This window comes from Zobellia nedashkovskayae, assembly GCF_015330125.1.
In the GTDB taxonomy this organism is placed as follows: domain Bacteria; phylum Bacteroidota; class Bacteroidia; order Flavobacteriales; family Flavobacteriaceae; genus Zobellia; species Zobellia nedashkovskayae.
In genome coordinates this window covers 3,409,908-3,430,317 of sequence record NZ_JADDXR010000002.1, presented here as the reverse complement: position 1 = coordinate 3,430,317, position 20,410 = coordinate 3,409,908, and the positions used below count along the sequence as shown (strand labels likewise).

The 20,410-nt window shown below is 34.2% G+C and carries 12 protein-coding genes; 7 read left to right on the top strand and 5 right to left on the bottom strand.

Translation table 11 applies throughout. From position 1 onward, the window contains the following. Window positions 1-372 precede the first annotated feature (372 nt). From IWB64_RS14060 to IWB64_RS14040, 5 genes are all read right to left on the bottom strand, one after another. Window positions 373-2,757, bottom strand: coding sequence for a GumC family protein (locus IWB64_RS14060; RefSeq protein WP_194534595.1), 2,385 nt, complete (start codon window positions 2,755-2,757; stop codon window positions 373-375). Window positions 2,758-2,793: 36 nt separating this feature from the next. Beyond that, complete coding sequence (locus tag IWB64_RS14055; RefSeq protein WP_194534594.1) at window positions 2,794-3,597, bottom strand: polysaccharide biosynthesis/export family protein; 804 nt, start codon at window positions 3,595-3,597, stop codon at window positions 2,794-2,796. Window positions 3,598-3,637: 40 nt separating this feature from the next. Continuing rightward, window positions 3,638-5,569, bottom strand: coding sequence for a polysaccharide biosynthesis protein (locus IWB64_RS14050; RefSeq protein WP_194534593.1), 1,932 nt, complete (start codon window positions 5,567-5,569; stop codon window positions 3,638-3,640). Window positions 5,570-5,573: 4 nt separating this feature from the next. Next, the gene (locus IWB64_RS14045) at window positions 5,574-6,659 is read right to left on the bottom strand and encodes a DegT/DnrJ/EryC1/StrS family aminotransferase (RefSeq protein WP_194535906.1); all 1,086 of its coding nucleotides are present in this window, start codon (window positions 6,657-6,659) and stop codon (window positions 5,574-5,576) included. Window positions 6,660-7,093: 434 nt separating this feature from the next. Beyond that, entirely contained in the window at window positions 7,094-8,080 is a 987-nt protein-coding gene (locus tag IWB64_RS14040) for a UDP-glucuronic acid decarboxylase family protein (RefSeq protein ID WP_194534592.1), read from the bottom strand. A gap of 398 nt (window positions 8,081-8,478) precedes the next feature. Here IWB64_RS14040 and IWB64_RS14035 point away from each other — a divergent pair, with 398 nt between their 5' ends. The 7 genes from IWB64_RS14035 (at window position 8,479) to IWB64_RS14005 (ending at window position 20,383) form a co-directional block, all read left to right on the top strand. Beyond that, complete coding sequence (locus IWB64_RS14035) at window positions 8,479-9,876, top strand: nucleotide sugar dehydrogenase (RefSeq protein ID WP_194534591.1); 1,398 nt, start codon at window positions 8,479-8,481, stop codon at window positions 9,874-9,876. Then, the gene (locus IWB64_RS14030) at window positions 9,873-10,889 is read left to right on the top strand and encodes an NAD-dependent epimerase (RefSeq protein WP_194534590.1); all 1,017 of its coding nucleotides are present in this window, start codon (window positions 9,873-9,875) and stop codon (window positions 10,887-10,889) included. Before IWB64_RS14035 ends, IWB64_RS14030 begins: the two co-directional genes overlap by 4 nt. Window positions 10,890-10,976: 87 nt before the next feature. After that, on the top strand, window positions 10,977-12,419 hold the full coding sequence (locus IWB64_RS14025) for an MBOAT family O-acyltransferase (RefSeq protein ID WP_194534589.1): 1,443 nt from the start codon (window positions 10,977-10,979) through the stop codon (window positions 12,417-12,419). A gap of 4 nt (window positions 12,420-12,423) precedes the next feature. Next, window positions 12,424-13,344 (top strand): hypothetical protein, encoded by a 921-nt coding sequence (locus IWB64_RS14020; RefSeq protein ID WP_194534588.1) that lies wholly within the window; start codon window positions 12,424-12,426, stop codon window positions 13,342-13,344. 178 nt (window positions 13,345-13,522) lie between these two features. Further along, on the top strand, window positions 13,523-14,521 hold the full coding sequence (locus IWB64_RS14015; protein ID WP_194534587.1) for an SDR family oxidoreductase: 999 nt from the start codon (window positions 13,523-13,525) through the stop codon (window positions 14,519-14,521). 3 nt (window positions 14,522-14,524) lie between these two features. Next, a complete protein-coding gene (locus tag IWB64_RS14010) occupies window positions 14,525-15,805 on the top strand; it encodes a nucleotide sugar dehydrogenase (RefSeq protein ID WP_194534586.1) in 1,281 nt (426 codons plus the stop codon). Between the two features lie 573 nt (window positions 15,806-16,378). Next, window positions 16,379-20,383 (top strand): PKD domain-containing protein, encoded by a 4,005-nt coding sequence (locus IWB64_RS14005; protein WP_194534585.1) that lies wholly within the window; start codon window positions 16,379-16,381, stop codon window positions 20,381-20,383. Window positions 20,384-20,410 lie beyond the last annotated feature (27 nt).

The following is a 20,410-nucleotide window of genomic DNA, read 5'->3' as shown; positions in this document are numbered from 1 at the left end:
TTGTTTGGCATTTTCTTAATAAATGTGTTCTCACACAATTAACAAATATAATCTAATAACACTTCAAGGCCTGAATACCCTACTTATTTTCGCTAAAAGAGGATTGAATTCCGTTAAATTACAAATGATTTTAAAACCGTATCTCATTAGAAATTTCACAGATTGGCATAGCATCGCTCTTGTTTTAAGAAAAGTGATTAATAATGGCAAAAATAATGTAGGGGAATAGTTTTCGTTAGAATAAACGAAAGTAGTGATTTTTCAAAAATAAAATAACCCTGTTTTTGATGAAAATAAAATTTCTTCTTGAAAAGCAAAAATCCTGAATTGCTTCAGGATTTTTGTTACTCTATTTATAAGAAATAATGCTTTTTAGAACTTCCACCATTTTTTCTGGGTTTTACCATAGCCATATCCGTATTTACCGCCATAGCCAAGATTAGAGGAATCGACGTCATTAACTATAAAAGACAAACCTTTTATTTTTCCTTCTTCTTGAAGCTTAATAGGGTATTCTACAGCATTAGTTTCTGTGACTCCTGCTCTGGTAACATATAAAAGTAAGTCCGCATGCTCACTTATTAACAAAGTGTCTGTCACAACCATCAAAGGGGCTGTATCTACTATTACATAGTCATAGGTTTCAGAAACTTGATCAAATAATGTCTTTATCCGATCACTCATTAATAATTCTGCCGGGTTTGGAGGTATCCTACCGGAATATATTACATCTACCGTATTTCTATGCACAAGCATTGGATTAACAATATCCCTGACTTCTATGGTATTATCATACAAATATTCCGTAAGACCAGCATCTTTATTTCTGGTTGGTTTCTGCATTTTATCTACATTACCACTTGAAAAGAATGTATAAAGTTTAGGGTTTCTTATATCCGCACCAATTAATAATACCTTTTTATTTGTACTGGCCAGTATCATAGATAAATTGGTAGAGAGGAAGGTTTTACCTTCTCCTGGCACACTAGACGTAACAAAAACAATATTACTTTTCCCTGCTTTATTTCGTTTTGATTTTATAAGGTAATCAAGGTTTGTGCGAATTATTCTTAATGACTCTGCAAGTACGGACCTATCTTCTTTAATAACAAACTTTTCATCCTTTTTAGTCAATTTTGGAAGCTCTCCTAGAATCGGAACATTTTTCACTAGCTTTTCCAAAGAATGCATATTGTGTATTTTGTTATCTAGCAATTCCTTCATATATATAATGAAAAAAGGAATCAACATACCCAAAATAAAAGAGGCCAAATAAACTAATGACTTCTTTGGTGATACCGGCAATTTACTAACGCTATATGCTTGATCGACAATTTTAGATTTGGGAGAACTTGAGGCTGCTGAAATTTGCGCCTCCTCTCTTTTTTGTAAAAGATACAAGTAAAGCGATTCTGTTGTCTGTTGTTGCCTAGTAATATCTCTAAGTGCTCTCTCATTTGCAGGAGATGAATATATTTTAGAATTGAAACGAGCCTGCTGACCACTTAAAGAATTTACTGTAAGCCCTAAATTATTAACCGAACTGCTCAAGCTCGATTGCATACTACTTTTTAGACCAGCTATTTGCTGATCTAAATTTATAATTACCGGATTCTTCTCATTTGAACTTTTTAAAAGCCTTTTTCGCTCTAATACCAATTGATTGTAACGATCTGTAGTACTAGCAATAGTGGGGTCAGAAAGCCCTATATTTGTTGGCAAAACCTCGTAACTATCTTGTTGTTGTACCAAATCCTGCATTGATGCAGCCATGTTCAGTTGATTTCTGGCGTTTGCTAACTCCTGTTGATTAGCAACTCCTACATTTAAATTAACATTAGCTTCCGCCGCTATATCTGTTACCCCTTTTTCTGTCTTGAAATCTTGTGCAGACTGATCTACACTAGCTAAATCTGAAGAAATATTAGCTATTCTTTCGTCTATGAAATTCGAGGTACGATCTGCAATAGCCTGTTTGTCAGTAATAGCGTTCTCATTGTAAATTCTTACTACCGCATCAAGAATATTTGCTGCCTTTTCTTTAATTGGGTCTTCAAGCGTTAAGTTAACTATATTTGACGCCTCACTCGTAGAAGTAACGATAATTCTTGTTCTATATTCCTGCGAAACGTCTTCTATAGGTCTTACCGAAATTCTAATTTTTTTATCTTTATAACTTTCAAAAACCCCTACATTAGGTGTTATCACTATATCACCAATATCCGTTAAGATATTCTTACCAAAAGCATATATTTTTACAGGTTGGTCTTCCTCTTCGGTATATCCAAATGTTGTAGATGATGAAATAGTAATAAAAAAATCTAGCTCGGCTCTATTTAATATAGAGTCCGCAGCAATAAAATTTATATTTATAGGAGGATTTCTATATAATTCTTTTTCTTTAATATTTCCTTGAACCAAAATTTTTGTGTTCAAGTTTAATTCCTTTACAACTCTAATAAAATTAGAACGAGAACTTATCAGCTGCAACTCATCCTCCACTTTATTCTTACCGCCACCTAATAAATTTAAATCCTGAAAAACGTCAAGTTCGGAACCAGTTGTTTTATCCTCTAGTATTTGAATTTGTGTTTGAACAGCAAATTTTGGCGTAGCATATCTTATATAAATAAAGGCAATTATAAATGCAATTATAACTGACAAAACAAACCACTTAATCTGTGCAGTGTATGTATTCAATATCTCCTTAAAATTGAGTGTATTGCTTGATATTGGATTCTGAGTATTTAAGCTCATTTTGTTTTTTATAAACTGTAGTAGACCTACTTTAACTTAATTGGTTCTAGTTATCAAAAGAATTGTTCCGGTGATAAGTATAGATGCTATAGAAACTGCTATTGTTGCCCGATTATCCAAAGCAGAAGCAGTAATTGCCGATTTATTTGGCTCAATATAAACCACATCATTTTGTGTCAAATAATAAACCGGAGAGCTAAGTGCTTCCTTTTTTGTAAGGTCAATTCTGGTGTAAACTTTTGTACCATCAAAATCACGAATAACCATAACGTTTTCACGCTTGCCTTTAATAGTTAAATCCCCTGCAAAACCCAAAGCCTCCATGATTGTTATTCGCTCTCCGTCTACCGGATATGTGCCCGGCCTACGCACTTCTCCTAATACTGAAATACTGAAATTTCTTAATCTAATATTTATTATAGGGTCTTTAAGATAGTCAGAAAGTTTATCTCTGAGTAGTTCTTTCACTTCTTCACCTGAGAGACCTGCAATTTTAACTTTACCGACAACAGGAAAATCTATCGAACCGTCTTTATCTACTAAATAATCAACTTGCTCAGGCCTTACTCCACCTTCTGAACCACCTCTGAATAAATTGAATGGCGCACTAGCTTCGCTATCTAATGTAGATACATAAATGCTTACTAAATCATCAATCTTAAACTTAGGTGTAAAACTATTTTTATCTACTAACGTTTCAAAATCTCCTGTATTTTGAAAGTATACAACTTCTTTCTTAGTCGCACAAGAAGATAGTAATACAAGAAAAACAATTTTAATAGGAATAACAGTCTTTAAAAATTGAAAAACATCAACTGAAATTATTTTTTTTACGGACATAGTGTTTTGTATTTTTGTGCAATAATAGCAAATTAAAAGGTTATAAGACTTTTTTAAGAGGATGATTCTTAGTCTTATTTTCTTTCTTCTTGTCCAACGAACATAGTTCTGAGTTGTTTGAAATAAATTCAGGCACTATCTCTTTCATTAAACTCACCGTACTTTCATTGAAGAACATATTAGATACACAAAGCTCATCTATTCTAGATCGTACAGAAACATAATCAAGCTCCCTTGTTTTACCTATCATAATTTTTTTATGGTAAGTAGGTAAAGTATTTTCTCCATTCGCCAACAACTCTTCGTATAATTTTTCCCCTGGACGTAAACCAGTTATCTTAATATCAATGTCTTCAGGATATTTAAGACCTGAAAGTTTAATCATGTTTTTTGCTAAGTCAAATATTTTTACTGACTCGCCCATATCAAAAATAAAGATTTCACCACCATCGCCCATGGCACCCGCTTCCAAAACTAGTTGTGAAGCCTCTGGTATGGTCATGAAAAATCTAGTTACATTTTCATGCGTTACCGTTAAAGGACCTCCTTTATCTATTTGCTTTTTGAAAAGAGGAATAACCGATCCATTTGAACCTAAAACATTACCAAAACGTGTAGTAATAAATTTCGTTTTCCCTTTTTGCTGCATACAGCTAATGTACATCTCCGCAATTCGCTTTGTGGCACCCATAACATTAGTCGGGTTTACGGCCTTATCCGTGGAGATAAAAATAAACTTGTCTACATTATGACTAATTGATAAATCAGCAACCACTTTTGTTCCTGCTACGTTAATTTTAATAGCTTCGTAAGCATTGTATTCCATCAACGGCACATGCTTATAAGCAGCTGCATGAAATACAATGTCCGGCTTATATTCTTGAAAAAGATTATTTAAACGATTTTTATCTCGTACGTCTCCTACAATAGGCATGAAGTTATGAAAGCCATTTTGCTTTAATTCTTGTTGCAAATCATATAGGGCAGATTCCGATTGATCTATAATAATTAGTGATTTATAATCATACGTACACACTTGACGTACAATTTCACTTCCTATAGACCCAGCTCCGCCGGTAACAAGAACGACCTTGTTCTTAACCTCCTCAGATATTTTAGAGTTTTTTATATTAATTGGAGCTCTATCTAAAAGATCTTCAATTTGCACTTGTTTAATTTGAGAAACTTTAAGCTCACCATTAATCCACTGCTCTACTGGAGGCACAATTTTAACCTGAACAGGGAAATCTACAAGACCCTCAACTAGTTCTTTAAGACCTTTAGGATCGATATTTTGAATTGAAAAAATAACTTCTGAAATACTATTTTTAAGAATAAACTCCCTATTTAGAACATCTTTGCTAAATACTTTTACTCCATTTATCTGCTTTCCGATTTTTTTATCATCTTCATCAATATACCCAACAACTCTTACTCTACTTTTGGAATGGTTTACAAGAGCACTCTGAGTTAATATTCCAGACTCTCCAGCTCCAAAAATCAAAACATTTTTGTTCACCTTAAAATCTCTAGATATGAAATTGTTATACAGTGATTTAAATACGTATCGAGAAGCGGTAAGAGCTACAAAGCTTAACAAACTATGTATGATGATAATACCTAATGGAACAGTGAAATTTTCAAAAACTCCTAATTCACGATTAAATAAAACCATTGATATCAACAAAATACTCGAGAGACAAATTGCATTAAAAATGTTATAAACATCCCTAACACCCGTATGTCTAACCACCCCCTTATAAGAGCCTGTAAAAACAAACGAAGCCAATGCAATTAAAGATATAATCGGTAATTGAACAAATAGTTTGTCAAGATCAAAATCTAACGTAAGATTGAATCTTATGATGTAAGACAACACAAAAGAAATAGCTATCATTACTACATCAATGGCTAAGACTAACCATTTAGATGCATATTTATGCGCATTATTTACTAAATATCCTTTTATCATCAGATTAAATTTTGGTTAAAATAAGTGCTACAATTCTTTCTAGGTCATTCTGCGAAAGGTTGGAGCCACTAGGTAAACATAGCCCTCTATTAAAAAGGTCTTCAGATGTACCATCATTATAGTTAGGGAATTCAGCAAAAACTGGTTGTAAATGCATAGGCTTCCATAAAGGTCTTGATTCTACATTCTCTTCTAATAAAGCTAAACGAATTTTTTCTCTAATTGCAAATGAGGGCATCAGAACACAAGTCAACCATCTATTCGAATAATACCCATCTTGTTCTTCTAAAAATAGTATTTCAGGAAGATGAGCAAGATGTTTTTTGTAAAAATTGTAATTGAATCTTCTTTGATCAACGCGATCCTGAAGCACCTCCATTTGACCGCGACCAATACCTGCAAGAATATTGCTCATCCTATAATTGTATCCTACAGAAGAATGTTGGTAATGCGGTGCATCATCTCTAGCTTGAGTTGCTAAGAATACCGCTTTGTTCTTTGTAGCCTCATCTTTGGCAATCAAAGCTCCGCCACCAGAAGTAGTGATAATTTTATTACCATTAAATGATAAAATACCTATTGCTCCAAAAGTACCACATTTCTTATTTTTAAAACTGCTACCTAGTGCTTCTGCGCTATCTTCTACGACGGGTATTCCGTACTTTTCCGAAATCTGAGCAATTTCCTCTACCTTATAAGGCATACCATATAGATGGACGGCTACTATTGCTTTCGGTTTTTTTCCTTTCGCAATTCGGTCTTTTATAGACTCTTCAAGTAATTTTGGAGAAATATTCCACGTATCTTTTTCACTATCTACAAATATAGGTGTTGCGCCAAGATACATAATGGGGTTTGCAGATGCCGAAAAAGTAAAACTTTGACAAATAACTTCGTCATCTTTAGTTACTCCCAACAACTCCAAAGCCAAATGAATGGCAGCAGTACCTGAACTCAGTGCTGCAACATTGCTACTACCACCTAAGAACAGGTTAATAGATTTTTCAAAGTTATCTACATTAGGACCCAAAGGGGCTACCCAATTGGTATCGAAGGCCACTTGAACATATTTTTGTTCGCCCCCTCCCATGTGGGGAGAAGACAGCCATATCTTGTCTTTCGTAATTGTTTTCAAATTAAATTGGTTTATAGTTCACTTTATTTGGGGGTGCCAAAATTCTTTCAAACCTTAGCCAAACATATAAATATAATCTAAAAATCACTAAAAGTTCTTTTAAATTATAAACACAAAACTAAACCTTAACATTGGAACTTCTAATTAATCTTGTTGTACGCCCTAAAAAAATCGGCTAATCGCAAAAACAGATTAAGTTATAAATATAATTATTCCTACGTACTTACGGAATAGACCAACAAATAGATCTAACATTAGTAACGTAACTAAATTCTGTCACTCTCTTAATTAAAAAGAAACTTCCAACATCAATATCATTTTTTTACATAAAAAAAGGAGCAATCATAAAAATAGATTCGCTCCTTTAATTTTAGCTTTTTTATAAAACATTACACCTTATTGTAATCTTTAAAATCTTTGTGATCCTTTTTATATAATTCCTCTTCTGGTAAAGTTTTAAAATATTCATAAGTTTTTTTCATTCCTTCTGACCTGGATACTTTTGGCTCCCATCCTAAAATCTCCTTTGCTTTTGAAATATCCGGTTGCCTTTGCATAGGGTCATCTTGTGGCAATGGCTTGTAAATGACTTTTTGGTTAGTTCCTGTTAACTTTACAATTTCTTCTGCAAAATCTTTAATGGTAATCTCATGGGGATTACCAATGTTCACTGGCAAAACATAATCACTAAGTAACAGTCTATATATACCCTCTACTTCATCATCTACATAACAAAAAGAGCGGGTTTGACTTCCATCTCCAAATATGGTTAAATCCTCTCCTCTTAATGCCTGTCCTATAAATGCTGGGATTACCCTACCATCGTTCAAACGCATTCGAGGTCCATAAGTATTGAAAATTCGTACAATTCGTGTTTCTAAGCCATGAAAGCGATGATATGCCATTGTTATGGACTCCTGAAACCTTTTTGCCTCATCATATACACCTCTTGGACCAATAGTATTGACGTTTCCGTAATATTCCTCAGTCTGAGGGTGCACCAGAGGGTCTCCATATATTTCGGAAGTGGATGCTATTAAAATCCTAGCTTTTTTAACCTTAGCCAAGCCTAATAAATTATGAGTTCCCAATGCACCTACTTTTAATGTTTGAATAGGGATTTTCAAATAATCTATGGGACTGGCTGGAGAGGCAAAATGCAAAATATAGTCTAGCTTACCGGGAACACTCACGAATTTAGTGACATCATGGTGATAGAATTCAAAATTTTCTAATTTGAATAAATGCTCAATATTACGCAAGTCTCCAGTAATAAGGTTATCCATGGCAATTACATAATAACCTTCCTTTATAAAACGATCACATAAATGAGATCCTAAGAAACCCGCCGCTCCGGTAATTAATATTTTCTTCATTTCTTATATTTAATATCCTATAAAATTAGCATCAAATACTTTTGCATTACTAATCAAGAATAATTTATTGAAAATTGATATAATATTTGCACGAATATAAATACAATGTGTTAAACAAAAGATGATTTTTTCTCAAAAAACTATGAACTTCAAATATATAAGTTGAAAGGTCCATAGTCTTATATAACATAATCATCGTATATAATTTCGCACAACTTATGACGTTGTACTATAACATGCTTAATTAAATATTAGTATTTAGAAATATGATTATTATTACATCATAAAAAATACCCGTTTTGAGCACATTATCCTAATAATATCTTTTTAACCGAGAAAATACAAGGAAGTTTTGAGTTATTTAGTAATCTTTGCAATCAAATAAAATGAACCCAGTCATGAAGAAAGTAAATAAAATATGCTGTATAGGTGCAGGATATGTAGGTGGACCAACAATGTCAGTTATTGCTAGCCAGTGCCCAGAAATTACGGTAACTGTTGTAGATATCAACCAGGCTAGAATAGACCAATGGAACGATTCCAACCTAGACAATTTACCTGTTTACGAGCCAGGACTTAAAGAAATAGTAGAAAAAACAAGAGGTAAAAACCTCTTTTTTACTACCGAAGTGGATAAAGCTATAGATGAAGCTGAAATTATTTTCATATCAGTAAATACTCCTACAAAAACTTACGGAAAAGGAAAAGGACAAGCTGCAGATTTAAAATTTGTAGAGCTGTGCGCTCGTAATATTGCCAAAATAGCTAAAACGGATAAAATAGTAGTAGAGAAATCTACCTTACCTGTTAGAACTGCCAGTGCTATAAAAAGTATTCTTGAAAACACAGGTAACGGCGTGAAATTTGAAATTCTGTCCAATCCTGAGTTTTTAGCAGAGGGAACAGCGGTAGATGATCTTTTAAACGCAGACCGTGTACTTATTGGTGGTGATGAAACACCATCTGGTCAAGAAGCAAAAGATACCTTAAGTTCAATTTACGCACATTGGTTGCCAAAAGAACGTATACTTCAAACAAATGTTTGGTCTTCCGAACTTTCTAAATTGGTAGCTAATGCATTTTTAGCACAAAGAGTTTCTTCCATTAATGCTATTTCTGCCTTATGCGAACGTACTGACGCCAATATAGCCGAAGTATCTAGAGCCATTGGAACAGATAGTAGAATTGGATCAAAGTTCCTTAATGCTTCTGTCGGTTTTGGAGGTTCATGTTTTCAAAAAGATATCTTAAACCTAGTGTACATATCACGAAGTTTTGGTCTAGATGAAGTTGCCGACTATTGGGAACAAGTGATCATCATGAACGACTATCAAAAAAGACGTTTTGCAGAGAATATTATCTCTACTTTATATAACACGGTTTCAGGTAAAAAGATAGTTTTCTTTGGATGGGCCTTCAAAAAGGACACGAACGACACTAGAGAATCTGCGGCTATAAATATTGCTGATGCTTTACTTGAAGAAAAAGCAGAGATTGTAGTATATGATCCAAAAGTTTCCGCAGAAAGAATTTATGCAGATTTAGATTATTTAGAAACAAGGTCTCCGGAAGAAAACAGAAAACTTTTGACCGTAGTTACAGATCCAATGGATGCGGTGAAAGATGCGCATGCCATAGCTATTCTAACAGAATGGGATGAATTTAAAGCCTATTCTTGGGAAACGATTTTTGAAAAAATGCTTAAACCGGCATTTGTTTTTGACGGTCGTCGTCTGTTATCACAACAAGAAATGGAAGCAAAAGGTTTTCAATATTATAAAATAGGACAATCATGAAAATTCTTGTCACCGGTGCGGCCGGTTTTATAGGATATCATCTTTGTGAAAAGCTCCTTAAGAAAGGATATGATGTCGTAGGTCTAGATAACGTAAATGATTATTACGATGTAAACTTGAAGTATGCCCGATTGGAACAATTGGGTATAAAACAGAGTGATGCCAAAATTTTTCACAAAAAATGTTACGGTTCTATTTATGGAGATAAATTTTCTTTTGTTCGAATGAACTTGGAGGATAGAGAAGCCCTACCCCTACTTTTTGAAGAAGAGAAAATTGATAGAGTTTGTAATTTAGCTGCTCAAGCAGGAGTTCGCTATAGCATAGAAAATCCAGAAACTTATATTGATAGTAATGTTGTTGGCTACCTAAATCTGTTAGAGTGCTGTAGACATAATAAGGTGGAGCATCTGGTCTATGCAAGTAGTTCTAGTGTTTATGGTCTTAATGAAAAAATACCTTTTTCAACTACAGATAATGTAGACCATCCAATCAGCCTCTATGCAGCGACTAAAAAAAGTAATGAACTAATGGCGCATACGTATAGCCATTTGTTTAATATTCCGACAACCGGACTTCGCTTTTTCACGGTTTATGGACCTTGGGGACGACCGGATATGGCATTGTTTCTTTTTACTGATGCTATAGCAAACGGTAAACCTATAAAAGTATTTAACCATGGTAAAATGGAAAGAGATTTCACCTATGTTGATGATATCGTAGAAGGAGTTGTTCGTACACTTACTAGCTCAGTAGAAAACCGAGATTTGTATAAAATTTACAATATTGGTAATAACAATGCTGTTAAACTAACCGACTTTATAGAGGCTATTGAAAATAGCATGGGGCAAAAAGCTGAGAAAGAACTTATGCCTATGCAACCGGGTGACGTGGAGCGTACTTGGGCAGATGTTGATGATCTTATTAGAGATTATGACTATCAGCCTAATACTTCTGTTGCAGATGGTGTTCAAAATTTTGTTGAATGGTATAAGGGGTTTTATAAAAATTGATGCTTTTTACCTATTTTTAACAGACAAAAGACTCAGTGATACTGAGTCTTTTGTCTGTAAGACAATACTATCTTATTTTATTATAACATGTTATTCAATTCTATTGATTTTGCCGTTTTCCTACCAATAGTTTTTATACTTTACTGGTTTATCTTTTGCAAGAGTATTAAAGCTCAAAATTTTCTTATAGTAGTCGCTAGTTATTTTTTCTATGGCTGGTGGGATTGGAAATTCCTCAGTTTAATTGCTTTTAGCACGCTTATCGATTATTCAATTGGAGTAGGTCTTTCAAAAGAAAACCGACCGTCAAAACGCAAAATCCTACTATGGATTAGTATAATTGTAAACCTAGGCTTTTTAGGTTTCTTTAAATATTATAACTTTTTCTTAGACAACTTCATATCTGCTTTTTCTTTTTTCGGATACTCAATAAATGGAAGCTCTCTGAATATTATTTTACCTGTAGGTATCAGCTTCTACACTTTTCAAACACTAAGCTACACTATTGATGTCTATAGAAAACAACTAAAACCAACAAAGGATTTTATTGCCTTCTCCGCATTTGTTTGTTTTTTTCCACAATTAGTAGCTGGTCCAATTGAAAGGGCGACTCACTTATTACCACAGTTTTACAAAAAAAGAAAATTTAAATACTCCTTAGCTGTTGATGGCATGCGACAGATACTATGGGGGCTATTTAAGAAGATAGTTATTGCGGATAATTGTGCAGAATATGCTAACCAAATCTTTAACAACTCTAATGAATTTTCAGGAAGCAGTTTATTATTGGGAGCAATTTTCTTTACATTTCAAATTTATTGTGATTTTTCTGGATATTCAGACATTGCAATTGGAACGTCTCGCCTATTTGGATTTGATTTAATGAAAAATTTTGCCTTCCCTTACTTTTCGAGAGATATTGCTGAATTTTGGAGAAGTTGGCACATCTCTTTATCCACTTGGTTCAGAGATTATCTTTATATCCCATTGGGTGGTAGCCGAGGCGGAACTTGGATGAAAATCCGAAATACCTTTATTATCTTTTTAGTGAGTGGTTTTTGGCACGGAGCTAATTGGACTTTTATAATATGGGGCGGCTTGAATGCCCTATACTTTTTGCCTTTATTACTTTCTGGTAAAAACAGACAGAACCTAGGGGTTACTGCTGAAGGTAAAATATTGCCCAGCATTAAAGAAATTTTTCAAATAGGCTCAACATTCATTTTAACTGTTTTAGCCTGGGTTTTTTTTAGAGCAGAAAATATATCTCATGCACTAAATTATTTAAAAGGTATTTTCGATATGTCCTTTTTCTCTAAACCTCAAATATTTCCTACGACTATTCTAAGTCTGCTTACCATATTTATCTTCATAGAATGGCTCCAAAGAGAAAAGAATCATGGTCTTGAAATTTATGGAAATGGATTACTGAAAAACAGATATATTAGATGGATAGCATACATTTGCATAATTATTGTTATATTTTCTTTCGGAGGTTCTCAACAAGAATTCATATACTTTCAATTTTAACGAAATGAAAAAATTTATTACCACCAGTATTCTTTTTATAGTTGTTGGTATAATTGTAGGGGAATTAATTGCTAGGCTTTTTGTTATTAGTCCAGATATTCCGAAAAGAAGTATTGATCAATGGGGTGTACAGAAATATATTCCAAATCAAGTTGGAACTTGGAAAGGAGGAGAACATTCATGGCAAATTAATAAACTAGGTTGGCCTGGGATTTTACCCAGTTCCAATGAAAATTTAATAACAATTATTGGTGATTCTTTTATAGAAAATTTTATGAATCCTGATTCATGTCATCAAAAAGTTTATTTAAAAAATAGATTGCCACAATTTAACTTCTTAGAAGCATCCCGCTCTGGTGTAAATTTTCTGGAAGCCACTTTAATTGCCGATCAGCTAGATTCTTTAGAACCTAAATATCAATTACTGTACTTGTATGATTCAGATTTCAAAGAAAGCATCACCCAACTAAATAAAAACAAACAAATTACTCAGTTTGATGTTTCTAAAAAAGAAATAATCCAAGCGGAACTGCAATCCTCTTTAGCTAAAAATACACTTTACAATTTAAAGTTTATCTATTATTTATATAGCCATTACTGGCAACAAAAGGAACCCGCCACAAAGACCTTAAAAAAGGAAAAACTACCAGATTTAGAGTCAATGAAAATTTTACTTTCTTCTTTTAGTGATTCAGTACGTACTAATAACCGAATTTTGGTTTTTAGACCAGGCACAAATCATAATATTATAAGATTGTGCAAAAATATGGGTTATAAATATATAATTTTAAGAAAGCTAGAAGATCAACAATGGTCTTTTGACTATGATTCACATTGGACGTGCTTTGGACATAACGAAGCTGCTAGACAAATTGTAGAAAAATTAAACCAAATAGCAAATAATCGAAAAGCATTAGTAAACTAAACTATTTTACAAATATAAGCCTTACCCCTTAAGTATTTATATTGTTTTTTAAATTATTATTTGACAGAATAATAATACTTACGCAGTAATTTTTCCACACCTTTGCTATCAATTCATTGGATTCCAAATATATTGGGGTTAAGGATTTTAAATATCAACACTTTTACATCTAGATTAAATGTTACTCGAAAAACTTAATTTCTCATCAGAATATACAATTTTAGTAACCGGTGGGGCTGGATTCATTGGGTCTAATTTATGTGAATCTCTATTAAAAAATGGTAACAAGGTCATTTGTCTCGATAATTTCGCGACCGGTAAACGTGAAAATATAAAACCTTTTCTTGGTAATAAAAATTTCACCCTGATCAAAGGTGACATTCGCGAACTGAACGATTGTGAAACAGCTTGTAAAAATGCAGATTATGTATTACACCAAGCAGCATTAGGGTCTGTCCCAAGATCTATAAATGACCCTATTACCAGCAATGACGTTAATGTATCTGGTTTCTTAAATATGTTAGTTGCTGCGCGTAATGCAAATGTAAAACGTTTTGTATACGCTGCCAGCTCATCTACATACGGCGATTCAAAAGCACTTCCCAAAATTGAAGAACATATTGGGAAACCACTATCTCCTTATGCTATAACCAAATATGTAAACGAGCTGTATGCAGATGTGTTTTCAAAAACGTATGGAATTGAAACTATAGGCCTGCGTTACTTTAATGTATTCGGTAGAAGGCAAGACCCAAATGGTGCCTATGCGGCCGTAATCCCAAAATTCGCTATGCAACTCATGAATTATGAATCACCCATTATTAACGGTGACGGAAGTTTTTCTAGAGATTTTACATACATAGACAACGTCGTGGAAATGAATATAAAAGCACTTTTGGCAGACGATAAAGACTCCCTAAATACAGTTTACAATGTGGCCTTTGGTGAACGTACGAGTTTAAATGAATTAGTTGAACTATTAAAACAATACTTAAGCGCTTATGATACCAAAATTGGAGATATTCAAATAGTCTATGGCCCAGAACGACAAGGAGATGTACCCCATTCCTTGGCTTCTATTGACAAAGCCCGTAAAAAATTAGGCTATAATCCCCAATACAACATTAAGTCGGGTCTTAAATCGGCAATGGATTGGTATTGGAACAATTTAAAATAAAGCATGAACAAAACTAAAATTGCGATTATCGGCCTAGGCTATGTAGGACTTCCTTTGGCACGTTTGTTCGCTACCAAATATTCAGTAATAGGTTTTGATATAAACCAAAAAAGAATTGAAGAACTTCAATCTGGGAAAGACAGTACACTTGAAGTTAGTGATAAAGATTTAAAAGCTGTTTTGCAAAGCACACCTCAGTTCGCTATAGGTCTTTATTGCAGTTCTAATCTAGAGGACATTGCAGATTGCAACTATTATATTGTAACGGTACCTACACCAGTTGACAGCACCAACAGACCTATATTAACTCCACTTTATAAATCTAGTGACACGGTTGGTAAAGTTTTAAAAAAAGGGGATTTGGTGATTTACGAATCTACTGTCTATCCTGGAGTAACAGAAGATGAATGTGTTCCTGTTTTAGAACGAGTAAGTGGATTAAAGTTCAACGAAGACTTTTTTGTAGGATATTCCCCTGAACGAATAAACCCAGGAGATAAAGAACATACGGTAGAAAAAATTCTCAAAGTAACTTCTGGCTCAACTCCTGAAATTGGTAAAAAAGTTGATGACCTTTATGCTTCGGTCATTAAGGCTGGCACACATTTAGCGCCTAGCATTAAGGTTGCAGAAGCCGCAAAAGTTATTGAAAATTCACAAAGAGATATCAATATTGCTTTTGTAAACGAATTGGCCAAAATTTTTAATTTAATGAATATTGATACAAACGCCGTTCTAGAAGCCGCAGGAACCAAATGGAATTTTCTTCCTTTTAAACCCGGGCTAGTAGGTGGACACTGTATAGGTGTCGACCCTTATTATTTGGCTCAAAAAGCTCAAGAGTTTGGTTATCATCCAGAAATCATCTTGGCCGGTCGGCGCATGAATGACGGCATGGGGAAATATGTAGCTTCCGAAGTAATTAAGTTAATGGCACTTCGGGATATTAAAATTAAAGCCGCTAAGATTCTTGTTCTAGGCATTACCTTTAAAGAAAACTGCCCTGATTTTAGAAATACAAAAGCTATTGATGTTGTCAATAATTTAAAAAGTTACGGTACGGATTTGACTATTTTTGACCCATGGGCTTCTAAAGAAGAGGTTAAAAAAGAACTTCATCTAGACATGGTATCCACATTACCCGACCAAAAATTTGACGTGGTTGTGTTAACTGTTGCACATAAAGAATTTATTGACCTTGATCTTAGAGGCTTATTGAACGAAGATGGCGTTTTATACGATGTAAAAAGTATTTTAAAAGAGAAAGCTGACGGTAGGCTTTAAGAGAAAAGTAATTAAATTATAAATTGCACGAAGGGTCTAATATATACTATTAGACCCTTTTTTAGTTTCTGATATGCTATAAAACAATCTTCTTTTCGATGACATCCAAATAAATATACAGAAACTATTGGTTCGTAAACTTATGAATCGTCTATAATTCTTTTTAAAGTTCCTATATGAATCGAGCCCTAAAAAAACTGAATTTATAAGAGAAAGCTATCATAACCATTAACAATTACATCGTCAAAATACGCAGTAAGTTGTCAGAAAAATTAACAGTTTTATGCACTTTGTCGAATAAATTCCCAACAAAACGTTAAAAAGATAAAACATAAACGTCTAAAGCAAGACATTTTACCGTACTGTATCTAGTATTCGACAAACGGCCTATTTTAACACTTTTTAATGTATTTCATCGATTTTTAAATATTTTTCATCGAAAAAACCAGATGCTAGCAATTTGTTTCTATTTTTGGCTGCCTGCATTTAATCGATGAAATATGCTTTTTAACGATTATGAAAAAAATTTAGGACTCTATAGTTTTTAAGAAAATTTAACTTTTTAGCCCACTTATGAAATTTCACCCCACTACACCGAACAAATCTTTTATAGGGTTTGTATTTGTTTTTCTACTTATTATAATTTCCTGCACCAAAGACAACGAGCTTTTAAAAGATGCAGTCTTAAGTGAACCATCAACGGTAGTTAAAGAAGCAGATAGCAAAGACACTTCTGAAGAAATCGAGGAAGAGGAAATTCTAGAGGAAGAAATTCTTGATGTGGATGAAGAGGAAACGATTACTGAAAAAATATATGAAACAAGAACTACGATCTTCACCCCTATTCATGATGCACATTTGCAAAGTGGTAAGGGTTATAATCAAGACTTGATAAGACTTGAGGAAGGTAGCAGAGAAAGTTATATTATGTTTGATTTAAGTCAAATCGATTCTATTGGAGGAAGCTTAGAAGAGATTCATTTTGAATTTACGATTAGTAATGATGACGGTCATGGAACCATATCTATATTAAAAGGAGATTCTACTGATTGGTCCGAACATAGCATTACGGAGATTACGGCACCACAATCTGACACATTATTAGGCTCCACAAATAAAACTTTCCAAGTTAATCAGACTCACGAAATCATTTTAGATGAAGAAAAGGTAGGAACAGAAGTAATTACCTTGGTACTTAAACATGAAGACGGTAATGATTTAGCATTTGCATCAAAAGAGCATGACACAAAAGAAGGACCAAAACTTGTGGTTACCTACAGTGCTCCACAAGATGCTGAAGCTATAATTCAAGAAAACGAAAACATCTCGATAATCACTCCTGAGCCAGAGCCTATATCCGACGAAGAAAATCAAGATGAAACCGCTGAAGAGACAGAAACTCCAAACGAAGTAGTAGAAACAGAAGAAGAAGCTGAAACTCCTAAGGAGGAAGAGGAAGCGCCAATAGAGACTCCTAAGGAAGAAACAGAGGAAGAAGTTGAAACTCCTAAAGAAGAAGAGGAAGCGCCAGTAGAGACTCCTAAAGAGGAAGAGGAAACACCGGTAGAGACTCCTAAAGAAGAAACAGAGGAAGAAGTTGAAACTCCTAAAGAAGAGGAAGAAGAGGAAGAGGAAACACCGGTAGAGACTCCTAAGGAAGATGAAATTAAACCCCCTGTAACAAATCCTGTTGAAAACCAATCTCCTATTGCAGCAGTAGATGCTGCTCCTTCTTCGGGAACTGCACCACTTAAAGTTAGTTTTACGGGTAATAATTCTAGTGACGATCAAGAGGTTAAAAACTATGGATGGAATTTTGGCGATGGTAATTCTTCCAATGAAGCAAATCCTTCTCATATATTTGAAAAAGCGGGTACATACAAGGTAAGCCTTACAGTACAAGATGCTCAAGGGAAAATTGATACCGAAGAAACCACTATTACAGTAAAACCAAAAGAAAATAGCGCGCCTAAAGCTGTAGCGAAAGCAACACCAACATCTGGTGAGGCTCCATTAAATGTCAGTTTTGATGGCAAGGAATCCTCAGACGATGATGAAATCGCTAGTTATGTTTGGGACTTTAAGGATGGTGATAAGGGAAGTTCATCTTCAACATCTCATTCCTTTACTAAAGCCGGAACTTACGAAGTACTGTTAACGGTAAAAGACAAAGACGGTCTTGAAGACACGGATACAGTAACCATTACGGTTGCAGCTAAAGAAAACAACGCCCCTAAAGCTGTAGCTAAAGCAACACCAACATCTGGTGAGGCTCCATTAAATGTTAGTTTTGATGGCAAGGAATCCTCAGACGATGATGAAATCGCTAGTTATGTTTGGGACTTTAAGGATGGTGATAAGGGAAGTTCATCTTCAACATCTCATTCATTTACTAAAGCCGGAACCTACGAAGTACTGTTAACGGTAAAAGACAAGGACGGTCTTGAAGATACAGATACAGTAACTATTACGGTTACCGCTACAGAAAATGCAGCACCAACGGCAAAAGCTTCTGCAAATATTTACGAAGGTGAAGCTCCTTTGGAAATTCAATTTAAAGGCAGCAGTTCTACAGATGATAAAGAAGTTAAAAGTTATTCATGGGATTTTAAAGATGGCAGCACAGCTACCAGCAGTAATCCTTCTCATTCTTTCAACGAAAAAGGCACATATAATGTTGTTTTAACTGTTACAGATGAAGAGGGACTAAAAGATTCCGAAACTATAACTGTCAAAATTACCGAAACAGAAAACGAAGCTCCTAAGGCTAATGCTTCTGCAAATATTACCAATGGAGAGGCTCCTTTAGAAATCCAGTTTAACGGTAGTAATTCTACAGATGATAAAGGAGTTAAAAATTATTTTTGGGACTTTAAGGACGGTAGTACTTCAACCAGTTCCAATCCTTCACATTCATTTACAAAGGAAGGTACTTATGATGTATTGCTTACGGTAACTGATGAAGAAAGTTTAAAAGATTCAGATACCGTTACCATCAGTATAACTGAAACTCAAAACGAAGCTCCAGTGGCGGTAGCTTCAGGTACCCCTTTAACTGGTTATGCTCCACTAAATGTTCAATTTAGTGCAAATAACTCTACTGACGATACAGGCATTACAGGGTATTTCTGGGATTTTAATGATGGTTCTACAACAACAAATAAAAACCCTTCCCACGATTTTGCTAATCCGGGTACTTACAAAGTAGAACTTTCTGTAAAAGATAAAGATGGACTGACCCATGCCACAACTATTGATGTAAAAGTGAACGAAAGACCTGTGGACAACGGTGGCGGAGATACTGGTGGTGGTGACACTGGCGGTGGTGACACTGGCGGTGGTGACACCGATAATGGCAATAGTAATTCTTCAAATGGAATAAAAGCTTCTACTTTTGGCTATAATTCTAGCAACGCTACTTCTGCAATAAAAGCTGCTATTAATTCATCACACAGTGTTATTATTGTAGATAAACAATCAAGCGATTGGATCGTAGAGCCACTAACCTTTAAAGATATTAGTAATAAAACCATAATTTTTGAATCGGGAGTAATTCTTAGAGCAAAAAGTGGGGCATTTCGCGAAGTAGACAGACTGTTTCAATTTGTAAATGCAAATAACTTAGATATCGAAGGTTATGGAGCCACTTTGAAAATGAACAAGAATGAATATGGAGGTTCGCAAAACCATGCATTATCTATAATTGGCTCCAATAACATCTCTGTTAAAGGTTTGACTATTAAAGATAGTGGAGGCGATGGTATATACATATCGCAGTACACTTACGATGATTATTGCAGAAATATTAGAATAGAAGATGTAATTTCCACAAATAATACGAGACAAGGTATTTCCGTTACTGCCGTAGATGGTTTGGTTGTGAAAAATTCTACATTTTCATCTACTTCAGGAAAAGATCCAGGAGCTGGAATTGATTTAGAACCAAACTCCAAATATGAGAGATTAGAGAACATATTGTTTGAAAATTGTACTGTCAAAGATAATTATGGCCCTGGAATTCTCTTAGCTTTTACCTATCTAGATGGAACATCAAGACCTGTTGATATTACTTTTAAAAACATGTATCTCACAAATAATTTCTCAAGTTCAAATTCTAGGTTATATAAAACAGAAATAGATTTAGGCATGAGTATAAATAACCGAACCAACCCGGTAAAAGGTTCTGTAACATTTGACGGCTTGAGAGTTGAAAATAGCAAATGGGGTGCTATATACACAAAAAAGACATGGGAGGCTTATCATGTTACCGTTAAAAATGCAGTATTTAAAAATATTAGTACAGGCAGCGACCTTCCTGCTATTCATATAGGTTTGCTTAGTTATGGTAATAAATCATACGCTAATATGGGAGGGTTTACTTTCGAAAATGTTCTTATAGATTACGACGGAATAGACCCTTCTTTGGAATTATATGGGCCTTCAAACAATAACTGGGATTTAAAGGATATGAAAGGAGAAATCAGAGTTAAATCACCTAGTGGAATTGGTTTAAATGATAATACCAATAAGTTAAATAATAGCTCTTCTTCTGTTTCTTTAAAAGTAATTGAAGAATAATTACTTTTAAAATAATTTTATTCTACA

Coding starts and splice junctions, on each gene's coding strand:
- IWB64_RS14015 (WP_194534587.1), top strand. CDS start 13,523: ATGTTACTCGAAAAACTTAATTTCTCATCAGAATATACAATTTTAGTA.
- IWB64_RS14045 (WP_194535906.1), bottom strand. CDS start 6,659: ATGGGAGGGGGCGAACAAAAATATGTTCAAGTGGCCTTCGATACCAAT.
- IWB64_RS14055 (WP_194534594.1), bottom strand. CDS start 3,597: ATGTCCGTAAAAAAAATAATTTCAGTTGATGTTTTTCAATTTTTAAAG.
- IWB64_RS14060 (WP_194534595.1), bottom strand. CDS start 2,757: ATGAGCTTAAATACTCAGAATCCAATATCAAGCAATACACTCAATTTT.
- IWB64_RS14025 (WP_194534589.1), top strand. CDS start 10,977: ATGTTATTCAATTCTATTGATTTTGCCGTTTTCCTACCAATAGTTTTT.
- IWB64_RS14005 (WP_194534585.1), top strand. CDS start 16,379: ATGAAATTTCACCCCACTACACCGAACAAATCTTTTATAGGGTTTGTA.
- IWB64_RS14050 (WP_194534593.1), bottom strand. CDS start 5,569: ATGATAAAAGGATATTTAGTAAATAATGCGCATAAATATGCATCTAAA.
- IWB64_RS14030 (WP_194534590.1), top strand. CDS start 9,873: ATGAAAATTCTTGTCACCGGTGCGGCCGGTTTTATAGGATATCATCTT.
- IWB64_RS14010 (WP_194534586.1), top strand. CDS start 14,525: ATGAACAAAACTAAAATTGCGATTATCGGCCTAGGCTATGTAGGACTT.
- IWB64_RS14040 (WP_194534592.1), bottom strand. CDS start 8,080: ATGAAGAAAATATTAATTACCGGAGCGGCGGGTTTCTTAGGATCTCAT.
- IWB64_RS14035 (WP_194534591.1), top strand. CDS start 8,479: ATGAAGAAAGTAAATAAAATATGCTGTATAGGTGCAGGATATGTAGGT.
- IWB64_RS14020 (WP_194534588.1), top strand. CDS start 12,424: ATGAAAAAATTTATTACCACCAGTATTCTTTTTATAGTTGTTGGTATA.